Source organism: Bacillus sp. iso_77 (assembly GCF_056173625.1).
The window spans coordinates 729605-742080 of record NZ_CM149683.1 but is presented as its reverse complement, the minus strand read 5'-3'; the positions used below and the strand labels follow the sequence as shown (position 1 = coordinate 742080).

Genomic DNA, 12476 nt, shown 5'->3' with positions numbered 1-12476 from the left:
AAACAGTTTATATGATGCTCGTTGTTTACAAAAACAGCATTTGCGACATTCATATTTATTAATGAGGAGCACATGCGGACAATTGAGTACAGTCAGACCTTTTTTCATATGTTCCTTGCAAACACTTATCATGAGAATCCCCCGCTTACATTCTTTTTCTTAATGAGAGATTACTTCTTTCGGAAATTGTTCAAATAAGCGCAGTACTTCCGTATGTGTGCCATCTTCTCGAATATGATAAATACCACCGTCATATGAGCTTGCATACACATCATTTCCTAGTTGTCTAATGGCACTAATACCATTCTTAGCAATTCGAATCGGACCTGTATTGACATCTAGCTCTGGATTCCATACCACAATATATCCCCAATAGTCTCCGCTCACAATATAGCCAGAGTCTGTCACAGTGATGGATTTAATGGAATATTGATGCTCGTTGTGCTGATTTAAAATTCTGCCTGTATGCAAATCAAACAATCGGACGTTTTTATCACGGCTGACAATGGCAATACGATCTCTTTTGCTATCAATAAATACATCATTTAACAGCTCTGTCGCCCCGATATATTCTGCTGTTAAGGACAAACTCTTTTTATCGAGAAGACAGATGGTTCCTTCAACTGCCGCTGTGATGATATGATCTCCTTCTACCTTTAATGCTTTGACCGCGCAATCATGTGCTTTAGAACGGCCAATTTCCTTTAAGTGTTCTGTCGAAATGACATGCACATAACCGCCATAAGTGCCGATATAAAATTGACGATCCTCCTCATGGAAATACACACTATTGACAGGACCTGTGTTGAGATCAAAAGAGACCATTTGCTGCAATGACTCGTGTACAATATGCACCTGACTCGCATGATCGCCCCATGCATAATAGCTTCCATCCCGTGCAACAGCCACTCCATTTGTGAGAACACCTGTTGATTTTGCGATTTCGATTCCATTCTTTCTGAATTTTCCGTCATCTGATGCAGTGATAATATCACCCGCTTCAGTCAACGCAATATCATTAATAGAAGGTGTCGCCAATTCCTGCTCATCAGAGATCACTTTTCCTTCTTGAATTGACCATTCACAATACGTTTTCCCAAAGCTGGCTCCTAAAATGGCTTGCTCGTCTTCTGTCCAAACAAGCGAGCGCTCCCATTGATATTTATGAGGTAGCAGCGTATCAATTAAATCACCGGTTTCATAATTCCACAGCTTAATTAAATGGTCATAACCCGCTGTGAGCAAGTAGTTACCGCTCGGCGAAAAATTCACACGTTTCACACCTTGTAAATGAGCTTTAATGATTTTTTTCTCCTGTAATGTAGCGGCATCATAAATGATAACTGTGCCATCATCTCTGCCAAGGGCGAATACTTCTTTTTGATTGCTGCCGCTGATGGTATCCAGCTCATAATCAAACGGGCCAATTTCACCTACAATTTCTCCTGTTTCATAGAGCCATACAAGGACATAGCCATCGTCACCAGTTGTATAAGCTTTATCCTCATGAATCCATACAGCTAATACATCCTTGCTATGTCCATGAAATTCTCTTAAAATGGCTCCCGTTTCAATATCCCAAACTAAGCATCTTCTGTCTCTGGACACCGATACAAGAAGCGTATCCTGCTTTGCAAATGCGACAGCTTCCACGTCATCCGCATGACCATATAGCGTACGAATTCTTGTATGTGTGCTAGTATCATATAATTGAATGGTATAGTCTGACGATGCACTCGCTAAATACGTTCCATTTTCCGAAAGGGATAAAGAGTTGATGATATGCTCGTGACTGCCAATGAATGTTCCTTCTCCCGTGGCACGGTCCCATTTATAAATACAGCGGTCATAGCCACCTGTGTAGACAATTTGGTCATGCTGAGTTGATAAAACGGATGTAATCGGTCCTCTATGCATGGTTTTACACTCCCACCTTTATATGTTGTTTTTGACGAGTAACTACACGAAAACCAGTAAATCGAAAAACAGGGTCTGGGTGTTTCCCGTGTCTTCTTGCGACTCTGCATAAATCTCCGCCTCTTGCGAAGGAGCCACCTTTTAAAATGTAGTAATCACTGCCGAGTGTCTCGGTTAAATCATCTACAACCTCAATTCCGCCTTCATATATGTGATACTTGGTGTTGACCCATTCTTCGACATTGCCACCCATATCATATAGTCCAAATAGAGATCTTCCTTTTTCGTAATGACGGACAGGTGTCGTTTTTTCAATATTTGATTCGTGCGTATTACAGTAAGAGGGATCAAACTCATCTCCCCAAGGATATTGATGTCTCGTATTGCCCCGGGCAGCATATTCCCATTCTTCCTCAGTAGGGATCGATACCTCATATCCAAGCTTCCCGCTCAGCCACTGACAAAATGAGAAAGCTTCCTCGATGTCCATGCCCCAAGCTGGATGGTCTTTTCCCCCGCCAAGTTCTAGGTTCGTCAAGCTCTCTGGATAAGGCTTTCCTGTCTCGTCGCAATAGCTTTGATACCATTCATTGGTGACGACCGTATCTGAAATGAAAAATTCGCTCATATACGGCTGATAAGATGGAAATTCTTTGTACAGCCATTTTTGAAATTTTTTCTCACGGCCATAGGCTGGATTCAGAAGTTTGTCCTTCCAAAATTCTGATGCCTTTTTCATATCTTCTTCATTACTTCCAATCGTCGCATAGCCGCTTGGGATTTGAATCCAATTGATATCAGGTTTCACGCTTTTCTCCCGCCTTCTTTAAATAAACTCATCTACTGATTAATTAATTTCTTCTCATCGACCATATGCCCTGATGCTGCTTTTGCCTTTAAATACGCCTCATTATAGAGAGAGGCTTCTACCGTATGATCAAACCGTAAAACCGGAAGACCGTAAGCAGCAATGGAATCGACTTTATCTGGATTATTGGTTAAGAGATGCAATGGTTTCCCTTTGTTTAAATAGTGCAAGACAGCCGCTGCTTCCTCGTAATGCCGATCATCATCTCCGCAGCCGATCAACCTGTTCGCCTCAAATGTATCCAGTTTCATTTCCTGTAATTTATACGTGAAGGCTTTGGCCATTAGCCCAATAGAGCGCCCTTCTTGATTGGCCATATACACAAGCATGCCTTTTCCGTAATCAGTGATTTTTTTTAGCGATGATGCAAGCTGTGGACCGCAATCACATTTCAGTGACCCAAACACATCCCCTGTTTGGCAGACACTATGAATTCGCACAAGCGGCGGCACTTCATTTTCAAAGTCGCCAAAAAGGAGACAAGAGGAAAATGTTTGCTGCTCGGTACTCATTTGTACAATAGACTCAACCGTTGGCGTTGTATCAGCTTCTACAGACGCAAAGGCATACCATGTAAACTGCACTTCTTCATGTTCAATAGAGATCGGCAGGTTCACTGGCCCCACGAGCAAATAGTGTTTTTCTTGAAATGTAAAATGATGAATCATTGATTGTAGTTCAGCTACAAACTTGTTCATTTGTCTCCCCCTATTCATCACTGCACCCCATTGAACTCTCTCAGCGCAGTGATGGCGTGATGAATATGTGTATGCACTCCCTTTGCATCCTGAGCACCGGTTCCAGCTAGAATCATGGCTCAGGAAAAATTTCCTGTCATACTGGCTGAATAGATGTGCGATGCCAATCATCCATCAGTACCTTTCATAAAGACTCTTTTTAGGCTGTCACTTGTCCAGTACAAAGGAGCAGAAATCGAGCTTCATACGCTGTATTCTCTGTAAGAGAGCAACACCATTGGATGATTCTTGAATGGAAACTGACATGCTCTTTCTCTAAAAGAATATCTCTGCTAGCTTCGAGCTGCTTTCTCCTTTACTAGAAGCTCTGGTTCTTCAAATGCACGTCATCCGGTTGTACCCTTTGATTGGATGAATAGTCCGTACTTCAATTCAGCTACATTGATTGAAGCATGACACCCGCCTAGGTATGCACCAAGAACCATCACATCAAACATCGCGTTTATCCTCCTTTGCACTAGATTTTGACAGCAATGACATGATGCTGGCTGATCCCAGCCTTCGCTTGTAATGGTGTAATCGAAACGAGCTCAAGTCCTGATGTACAAATCTTTTCTCCAAGCTGAGTATCTGAGAATGAAAAATGGAAGCGTCCATCTTCTCCGATTAAGCCTGTTTTCCACTCTTCTCCCCATACAACAAGGGAAAACACACCACCTTCATGAAGCAGCGAGGAAATCTGCTTTAAGTATCGTTCGTGGTCATCAGGGTGCTGATGGTGAAAGCAGCCATGATCTAAAATCAAATCAAACGTCAGCTCGCGCCCTTGATTCATCGACCAGGACATAAAATCTTGATGATAAAAATGGACAGGAACCTCTTTTCTCTTCTTTAATCCTTGCCATTCCTCATGCTCATAAAGATCAATGCCGGTATATGCCGACAGTCCTTGTAAATGTTCAAGAGCCCGGCCGTTCCCGCAGCCGATATCCAGCACCGAAGCAAGTGCATCCTTTTCCCTGGAACGCCATGCCTTCAGAGACATCACAGCAGCGTCTGTTAATGATGGATCAGTGGACCACATATCTGTTCTTTGCTCATAGTGTTCTTGAAAAGCCATGCGCATTTTCTCTAAATACAACCCGCTGTCTTCATGATACAAAGCCTTTTTCATCACGTGACCTCCTTCAATTCACAATCACCTTTCCTAATAAAGGTGGTTTTCAAGCAAAAAGCCTTATGATAAAATGAAAGATGGATTTTTTAGGAAATCTATTTTCTGAAAAAGGAGAGAAGCATCCCACATGTCACTCTTCTTTTTCAGCACTCATCTTCACATACAACCACAGCCATTCAACTGTTACAGCGCCTCAGTTTGTTATACATTTTCTTCATATGGGTTCACCTCCTTAACAGCGATAAGAAAGCGCTTTCTTTATGATGATCCTCTGAATACCTTGAACAATATCATTGAGAAATAGGCATAGTAGAAAGACGAATCTACCATTCTAAGCTATCTTTCATCTATTTTTTTGTCTAATAGATATTTCTTCAGTATCGCTCTGCCTCAGAAGCGCTCTCCCTTAGGTCTTAATGCATCATCATTTACCGAATTGATCCTGAAATCCACCCATCAAAAATTTAACAACTAATTCCATAATAACTTGATTAAGCCAAATATATTGTTTTTAGATTATTTTGTCAACAAATTATTTCCTAAACATTAGAATGATTTTCTAATTGAAAATACAGGTATATTTCGTGGTTTTTTGACCTTAAAACACTTATTTCTACACAAAAATACAACTTAAACCAATAGAACTAAGAAATTTATCTACTAAATTACACAAGATTTTTATTTCATTTTGAAATAAAAATAAAGATATCATAATTATTTCCCGAATGGTTTTTTGTGATATTTTCACTACTTTTTTCATTTTTTGATGGTACCCTTTGATATTTCTATATTTTCAATTAGACATTTTACTGTTTATCCCAATTTTTCAACCTTTCTTATTATAGTGAAAAAGACAGATGGTAGATTTTAATTATCGCAGCATGAAAAAAAGCCCCTTACAAAAGTAAGAGGCTTTCAGCGTGTAGACAAACCCTCGCATTCTTTGTCAGTCCTGTGCGCTGGTACTCACGAATGTCAATCCGCTCTGCTCCGGTGCTCGTCCTTCCTAGACTGCAAAGGTTTTCTATCACGCTGAAAAGAAGACAAAGGGCTAAAATCAAGTTCATTTTAGCCCTTTGTCAACAATCTGAAAAAAAGCCCCTTACAAAAGTAAGAGGCTTTTTACGATGGCGTTTATGCCCAATTTTTCACTTTTTCATGGTCAGTCACAAAGAGAAGAACTTTTCCTTCATCTAAATGTTCTTCAAATGTCTCAGCTTCTTCTTTTGAGAAACCAATTTCGTGAATCTTATTGCGGAGTTCATCTCCCTTTTTGCTAAAGATGTTTCCAACCGCATGCTTGAGTCCAACTTCTTTTGGACCTATTGTATTGGCATCTGTGTTACTTGCAATACGCTCAGTTCGATCATCGTCATGGGACAGAACATAAATGTCCTCTCTTGCAACACCGAGTTGTTTTAATTGCTCCACATCTCTTTGAAGTGTTTCATCATTTGAATACTCTCTTACAACAGGTTTCATTTATTATTCCTCCTTTAACGTCTTACGAATCTTTTACCCGTCACTTTTGTCATTAAACCTTCCTCCAGCACATCCATTTTTACTCTGTGAACTTAATGCGTCTATGGACTTATTTTTGACAAAAAGACTGTGAATATGACTAAATTTTCTGAAAAATTGTATTCATTCCTTGTCATTTGTTGTACAATTCTTATACTGGAGGCTAGAAATGGGGTGGAGCTGATGTATTATTTTTCAGCTGAGCAGCAGTTTAATGCATGGGTTGTCAGTGATTTGGTGAAACAGCTTTTTCAAAAATGGAATCCTGAAGAATCAAAAGCAAAGCCGCTTACTTTGTTTGCTGAACAGCACTTTCACATCTGCATCGATTATCTCTTTTCTATTATTATTAACATTGGAGATATCGAGTCAATCGAACAAGATCCACAAGACCTGTTGTCCTCATATTTAAATATCCTTTTTCCTTTTGTGACGCACGATATGATGAAAGCCTCCATGCAAAATGCAAATGAATATTTATTAAAAGAACGTGATGCGGATGAGTATCAACTGTTTGGTTGTCTCCCGCCGCTCCTTTCTGTCTCTCTTCAAAAAAAGTAGTCCCCTTCTTTTAGATGGTGGCTGCTTTTTTGTATGTGCTTGGAAAAGACCGTATGTTTTGAACGAAAAGAAGCATCATGTTAATGTAAATCTAGGTTGCAAGTGAAAGGGAGGATTTGACATGAGTCAACAAAAACAAATTCAATTAGCAAAACGTCCAAAAGGGTTACCTACTAAAGATGTTTTTCATTTTGAAACAGTTGATATACCAACGCCGCAAGATGGCGAAGTCTTGATTCAAACGAAATATGTGTCTGTAGATCCTTACATGAGAGGACGAATGCAAGATACAAAATCCTATACACCTCCGTTTAAACTCAATGAAGTGATCCAGGGTGGAGTGGTCGGAGAAGTCGTCGAGTCCAAATCTCCTCAATTTGAGAAAGGTGATTTTGTACTTGGATTCCTTGGCTGGCAGGAATATTCTACTGCCAAAGCAGAGTCTCTGACAAAAATTGATCCATCCATTGCGCCGCTCTCTTATTACTTAGGGATTTTGGGCATGCCAGGACAAACCGCCTATTTTGGACTTCTTGCGATTGGTCAGCCAAAAGAAGGAGAAACTGTTGTCATTTCTGGAGCCGCAGGTGCCGTTGGTTCTGTTGTCGGACAGATTGCTAAAATCAAAGGTGCCCACGTCGTAGGAATTGCCGGATCTGATGATAAGCTGGCTTATTTAAAAGAACTGGGCTTTGATGAAACCATTAATTATAAAACAACAAATGATTTAGATGACGCCATTGCAAAAGCCTGTCCAAACGGTGTCGATGTGTATTTTGACAATGTGGGCGGCGAAATCTCTGATGCTGTGATGAATCATTTGAACCGTTTTGCACGTATTCCAGTCTGCGGCGCCATTTCTTCTTATAACATTAGTGCAAGCGAAGACATTGGGCCTCGTGTGCAAACAAAACTAATTAAAACAAGTGCATTGATGCAGGGCTTCATTGTTGCCAACTACTCTGATCGTTTTGAAGAAGCGGCAAAAGATCTCGCACAATGGGTAAAAGAAGACAAACTGACTTACAAAGAAACCATTATCGAAGGTTTTGACCATATTCCAGATGCATTCCTCGGACTATTCAAAGGGGAAAATGTCGGAAAACAGCTTGTCAAAGTTTCATAAAAAGAAAGGACCCTCCATGTGGGAGGGTCCTTTTTTTATGCTTGCTTGGGCGCAAGGTGCAGCTGACCTTGCTTATAAACAATTTCCTGAAGCGAAAGATTTAGCTTTTTCGCCATTTTTTTAAGCATTGAATGCTCTTGAGATGTGACTAGGCTGATAACCGCCCCTTCTTTTCCTGCGCGGCCGGTTCTGCCTGAACGGTGGATATAGCCTTCTTCGTTTGGCAGGTCGGCATGGATCACGTAAGGCAGATCGTCAATATCGATCCCTCTTGCTGCGATATCTGTTGCAAGAAGAAGCGGGAATTCACGCTGTTCAAAAGCCTTTAAGATGACTGCACGCTCTGCTTTTTTCGCTTCACTGTGAAGCACACCAAGGTCGACATGGTGATACGCTAATTTTTCTGCATAAATGCTCAAATTCGTAATATCTCGCACAAAGACAAGTGCCTGCATGTCCTCAAGCCGTGATAGCTTTTGTAGTAATTTCACCTTGTCACGCTGATCACATAACAGGTAATAATGCCCTACCTTCTGCGCTTCTTCTTGGCTTCTGCTAATTTTCAATACTTCTGGTTCAGATGCAATGTCTTTAATCTGTTGAACGGTTTCCTCTTTCAACGTCGCAGAAAAACAAAGGATTTGTCTTTCTTTTAATGTGGATTTAATGATCGCTTGGATCGTTTTCATATGCTCTGGGACAAGAAGCTGGTCTGCCTCGTCTAACACGATCGTTTTCACTTCATGCATTTTCAGTTTCTTGATTTTGATTAACTCTTGTACGCGACCCGGTGTCGCCACCACGATATTCGGGTGTTTTTTTAGCTTTTCCTGCTGCTTCTTGATGTTTGCCCCGCCTATTAAGGAAATAGCTTTGATGTCTGAACCTTGTTTGAACTCTTGCACAACATCAAAAATTTGCATCACAAGCTCTCTTGAAGGTGCCAAGATTAAGACTTGCGGGTGTTTGATACTCACATCAATTTTATTTAAAAGCGGCAGAACATACGCTAGGGTCTTCCCTGTTCCAGTCGGTGATTCTGCGATCACATCGCGTTTTTCCGTAATCCACTCTGCTGTTTGTTCTTGTATCGCTGTTGGCTTCTCAAAGCCAGCCGCTTCAAAGTTCTTTTGAATAAATGGCTTTGCTTCTTTCAAAAATGCCCAATTTTCCGTCATGTTGATCTCCTTTATCCTCATTCAATCTATCCTTAAGTATCTCAAAATCAGCTTTGAAACGCAATTTTTCTTTTGATGCTTTTATCGAGCCGGACAGTTCGATATAATCATGAGAGGCACTAGCCGTTTTGAATCTATTTGAGGTGTAAAAAATGATATTATCTGTTAAAGATTTAAGTCATGGCTTTGGCGACAGAGCCATTTTCCACGAAGTCTCCTTCCGGTTATTAAAAGGCGAGCATGTCGGCTTGATCGGCGCCAACGGTGAAGGAAAGTCAACGTTTATGAATATTATTACTGGCAAGCTTGAGCCAGATGCAGGAAAGGTCGAATGGGCAAAAAATGTCCGTGTCGGCTACCTCGATCAGCATACCGTGCTTGAAAAAGGAAGAACCATTCGTGAAGTCCTTCAAGATGCATTCCATTATTTATTCTCAATGGAAGCCGCAATGAATGACATTTACGAAAAAATGGGTGAAGCAGATCCTGATGAGCTAGAAAAGCTTTTAGAAGAAGTAGGCGTCATTCAGGATGCCCTGACGAACAATGATTTTTATATCATTGATTCCAAGGTAGAGGAAATTGCAAGAGGTCTTGGGTTAACAGATCTCGGGCTCGATCGTGATGTGACAGAGCTGAGCGGCGGACAGCGGACAAAAGTACTGCTTGCGAAATTGCTGTTAGAGAAGCCTGAAATTCTTCTTCTTGACGAGCCGACCAACTATTTAGATGAACAGCATATTGAGTGGCTGAAGCGCTATTTGCAGGAATATGAAAATGCATTTATCCTCATTTCACATGATATCCCGTTCCTAAACAGTGTCATTAACTTGATTTATCATGTCGAAAATCAAGAACTCACGCGATACGTTGGTGATTATGACCAATTTAAACAAGTATACGAAGTGAAAAAGCAGCAGCTAGAAGCAGCGTATAAAAGGCAGCAACAAGAAGTGGCTGAATTAAAGGATTTCGTCGCGAGAAACAAAGCACGTGTCAGCACTCGAAATATGGCGATGTCTCGTCAAAAGAAACTCGATAAAATGGACATGATTGAATTAGCAGCGGAAAAACCAAAACCAGAATTCCACTTTAAACCTGCACGTACATCAGGGAAATTGATTTTTGAAACGAAGGATTTAGTCATTGGGTATGACGAACCGCTCTCTCGTCCATTGAATTTAAAAATGGAACGCGGGCAGAAAATTGCGTTATACGGTGCCAACGGTATCGGAAAAACGACACTGCTCCGAAGTCTTCTTGGAGAAATCTCCCCCATTTCTGGTGAGGTGGAACGCGGAGAATTCCTGCATATAGGCTACTTTGAACAAGAAGTAAAAGAGCAAAACAGCAACACTTGTATCGAAGAGGTGTGGAGCACCTTCCCATCGTACACACAATATGAAGTCAGAGCTGCCCTTGCCAAATGCGGTTTAACGACAAAACATATTGAAAGCCGTGTGTCTGTTTTAAGTGGTGGTGAAAAAGCGAAGGTCCGCCTTTGTAAGCTGATCAATGAAGAAACCAACCTACTTGTTCTCGATGAGCCGACAAACCACTTGGATGTCGATGCCAAAGAAGAATTAAAGCGCGCGTTAAAAGAATATAAAGGCAGCGTCCTATTGATTTCCCACGAACCTGAATTTTATCAAGATGTGGCCACTGAAACTTGGAATTGTGAATCCTGGACAACCAAAGTATTATAATCACAAAAAAGCCTTATATCTCATGCAGATATAAGGCTTTTTCTATTTAATGACCTGCTTGAATATTGATGAGATGTTTCCGGCCAATTAGTAGGATGATCATGCCTAACAGAACGACAGCCGCCCCAACATAGTAAGGGGTGCTTGCAGTAAAAGATTCAGCAAGTACGCCGGCAATCCAAGGAGCAATCGCGCCCCCAATAAACCGCACGGCACTGTAAGAGGATGAAGCAATGGAACGCTCAACCGGTGCTGATCCCATCACTGCGGTCGTGAGCACAGTATTGATCATACCAAGAATACCCCCAGCAATGACAATTCCGCAGATGACGACTACAACATGTGAAGTCCAGATTCCAATACCGAATAAAATCACAGCAAACGAAGCAAACAGAACCACAAGAGAAGTCAATGTTCCAAGCTTGCGATGAATGACCGGCGCTGAGAAGACGGAAGTCACAGCTAAAAATAGTCCCCATCCAAAAAAGACATAACCAAGACCATGCTCATCAAGATGAAGCACAAATGGCGAATAAGCTAGAAGAACAAAGAATCCAAAATTATATAAGAAAGCAGCAGATGCCATCGTTAAAAGCCCCTTATATTTCAAGGCTCCAACAGCTTCAAATAACTTCACCTTTTTCTGCGGCTTTTGCATAGGTGGCAGCATAAAGGTAATGGCTAAAAGAGCAACGAGCATTAACACTGCCACACCAAAGAATGGCCCACGCCAAGAGATCGTTCCAAGCTCACCGCCAAGGAGCGGCCCGACAGAAATCCCAAGACCTAGTGCAGCCTCATATAAAATGATGGCCTTCGCACTTCCTCCAACAGACACACCGACAATGACAGAGAGAGCCGTTGAAATGAATAAGGCATTCCCAATGCCCCATCCCCCTCTAAAGCCAATTAATTCATTAATCGTTGAAGAGGTACCCCCTAAAGCAGAAAAGACAATAATAAAAATAAGTCCGATTAATAACGTCCATTTCGCACCAATCCGACTAGAAATAAAACCGGTAAAAAACATCACAAAGCCAGTCACAAGTAAGTAGCTCGTAAACAAAAGAGAGACCTGACTTGGAGATGCATCTAATTGTGATGCAATGGCTGGCAAAATCGGGTCTACAAGCCCTATGCCCATAAATGAAATCACACATGCAAAGGCAACGGCCCAGACGGCTTTTGGCTGCCTAAGCAGACTTGTACGCTGTTTCAACACTTCTTCTTCCTTCATTCCATCAGAACCTTTCCTACAGTTGTTTAACAAAATAAAATAAACACGCTGAGGTGTTTATTTTTGTAATTGCTCAATGGCATGAGCCGCTCTTTCTTTCATCATTTCAAGATCCTTTTTAAAGGATTGAATCGTTTCTAGCTTTTTTGTAATCAATTGATGCTGCACAGTCAGCTGCGCATCAAGATCTAACAGTTTTTCTAATCGTTCCTTCGGGTCAAGTGACAACAAGTAGCCTTCTTTATTCAGCTCAAGCTGTTTTCCGATTTCCATAAACGATTGAAGCTCTTGTAAAGAAAAGCCAAGTACTTCTTTGGCCTGCATCACTTTCTCCAGTTCTTCCATGTCATCCTCTGAGTAAAGTCTGACACCGCCCTCTGTCCGCTTTGGTGCTGATAATAAACCAATCTCTTCATAGAAACGAATCGTCCGTTTCGTCAGACCGCTTCTTTTCGCCACTTGATCAATTTTCATCCATTCCATCACC

At 41.2% G+C, this 12476-nt stretch carries 11 protein-coding genes; 3 read left to right on the top strand and 8 right to left on the bottom strand.

The window, feature by feature from the left end; genetic code table 11:
• Positions 1-159: 159 nt before the first annotated feature.
• The 5 genes from AC0VYC_RS03665 to AC0VYC_RS03645 all read right to left on the bottom strand — a co-directional run bounded on the left by AC0VYC_RS03665 (position 160) and on the right by AC0VYC_RS03645 (position 6142).
• A complete protein-coding gene (locus AC0VYC_RS03665; protein ID WP_035391378.1) occupies positions 160-1917 on the bottom strand; it encodes a WD40 repeat domain-containing protein in 1758 nt (585 codons plus the stop codon).
• Between the two features lie 4 nt (positions 1918-1921).
• Positions 1922-2725: a formylglycine-generating enzyme family protein gene (locus AC0VYC_RS03660; protein ID WP_024718589.1), complete on the bottom strand. Its 804-nt coding sequence runs from the start codon at positions 2723-2725 to the stop codon at positions 1922-1924.
• A gap of 32 nt (positions 2726-2757) precedes the next feature.
• Complete coding sequence (locus AC0VYC_RS03655; protein WP_017360404.1) at positions 2758-3483, bottom strand: GTP cyclohydrolase II; 726 nt, start codon at positions 3481-3483, stop codon at positions 2758-2760.
• A 517-nt stretch (positions 3484-4000) separates the two neighbouring features.
• Positions 4001-4657 (bottom strand): class I SAM-dependent methyltransferase, encoded by a 657-nt coding sequence (locus AC0VYC_RS03650; RefSeq protein WP_008343184.1) that lies wholly within the window; start codon positions 4655-4657, stop codon positions 4001-4003.
• 1137 nt (positions 4658-5794) lie between these two features.
• Positions 5795-6142, bottom strand: coding sequence for a YflT domain-containing protein (locus AC0VYC_RS03645; protein WP_017360406.1), 348 nt, complete (start codon positions 6140-6142; stop codon positions 5795-5797).
• Positions 6143-6364: 222 nt separating this feature from the next.
• Between AC0VYC_RS03645 and AC0VYC_RS03640 the strand changes: the two genes are divergently transcribed.
• On the top strand, positions 6365-6742 hold the full coding sequence (locus AC0VYC_RS03640; protein ID WP_017366799.1) for a YfmB family protein: 378 nt from the start codon (positions 6365-6367) through the stop codon (positions 6740-6742).
• Between the two features lie 121 nt (positions 6743-6863).
• Positions 6864-7868: an NADP-dependent oxidoreductase gene (locus tag AC0VYC_RS03635; protein ID WP_096881116.1), complete on the top strand. Its 1005-nt coding sequence runs from the start codon at positions 6864-6866 to the stop codon at positions 7866-7868.
• Between the two features lie 35 nt (positions 7869-7903).
• Here the strand turns inward: AC0VYC_RS03635 and AC0VYC_RS03630 are convergent, their stop codons facing one another.
• Positions 7904-9046, bottom strand: a complete 1143-nt coding sequence (locus AC0VYC_RS03630; protein ID WP_259254871.1) for a DEAD/DEAH box helicase — start codon at positions 9044-9046, stop codon at positions 7904-7906.
• A gap of 152 nt (positions 9047-9198) precedes the next feature.
• On the opposite strand from AC0VYC_RS03630, the gene AC0VYC_RS03625 reads away from it, so the two are divergent.
• A complete protein-coding gene (locus AC0VYC_RS03625; protein WP_008343192.1) occupies positions 9199-10752 on the top strand; it encodes an ABC-F family ATP-binding cassette domain-containing protein in 1554 nt (517 codons plus the stop codon).
• Positions 10753-10798: 46 nt separating this feature from the next.
• Here AC0VYC_RS03625 and AC0VYC_RS03620 read toward each other — a convergent pair whose 3' ends face one another.
• Together AC0VYC_RS03620 and AC0VYC_RS03615 are read right to left on the bottom strand one after the other, a co-directional pair.
• Positions 10799-11989, bottom strand: a complete 1191-nt coding sequence (locus AC0VYC_RS03620; protein WP_058015461.1) for an MFS transporter — start codon at positions 11987-11989, stop codon at positions 10799-10801.
• A gap of 57 nt (positions 11990-12046) precedes the next feature.
• Complete coding sequence (locus tag AC0VYC_RS03615) at positions 12047-12472, bottom strand: MerR family transcriptional regulator (protein ID WP_475389471.1); 426 nt, start codon at positions 12470-12472, stop codon at positions 12047-12049.
• Positions 12473-12476 lie beyond the last annotated feature (4 nt).

What these genes read in the sequence shown, in the direction of transcription:
- AC0VYC_RS03645 (WP_017360406.1), bottom strand. Translation starts at nt 6,142, where the DNA reads ATGAAACCTGTTGTAAGAGAGTATTCAAATGATGAAACACTTCAAAGA.
- AC0VYC_RS03620 (WP_058015461.1), bottom strand. Translation starts at nt 11,989, where the DNA reads ATGAAGGAAGAAGAAGTGTTGAAACAGCGTACAAGTCTGCTTAGGCAG.
- AC0VYC_RS03640 (WP_017366799.1), top strand. Translation starts at nt 6,365, where the DNA reads ATGTATTATTTTTCAGCTGAGCAGCAGTTTAATGCATGGGTTGTCAGT.
- AC0VYC_RS03665 (WP_035391378.1), bottom strand. Translation starts at nt 1,917, where the DNA reads ATGCATAGAGGACCGATTACATCCGTTTTATCAACTCAGCATGACCAA.
- AC0VYC_RS03655 (WP_017360404.1), bottom strand. Translation starts at nt 3,483, where the DNA reads ATGAACAAGTTTGTAGCTGAACTACAATCAATGATTCATCATTTTACA.
- AC0VYC_RS03630 (WP_259254871.1), bottom strand. Translation starts at nt 9,046, where the DNA reads ATGACGGAAAATTGGGCATTTTTGAAAGAAGCAAAGCCATTTATTCAA.
- AC0VYC_RS03625 (WP_008343192.1), top strand. Translation starts at nt 9,199, where the DNA reads ATGATATTATCTGTTAAAGATTTAAGTCATGGCTTTGGCGACAGAGCC.
- AC0VYC_RS03635 (WP_096881116.1), top strand. Translation starts at nt 6,864, where the DNA reads ATGAGTCAACAAAAACAAATTCAATTAGCAAAACGTCCAAAAGGGTTA.
- AC0VYC_RS03615 (WP_475389471.1), bottom strand. Translation starts at nt 12,472, where the DNA reads ATGGAATGGATGAAAATTGATCAAGTGGCGAAAAGAAGCGGTCTGACG.
- AC0VYC_RS03650 (WP_008343184.1), bottom strand. Translation starts at nt 4,657, where the DNA reads ATGAAAAAGGCTTTGTATCATGAAGACAGCGGGTTGTATTTAGAGAAA.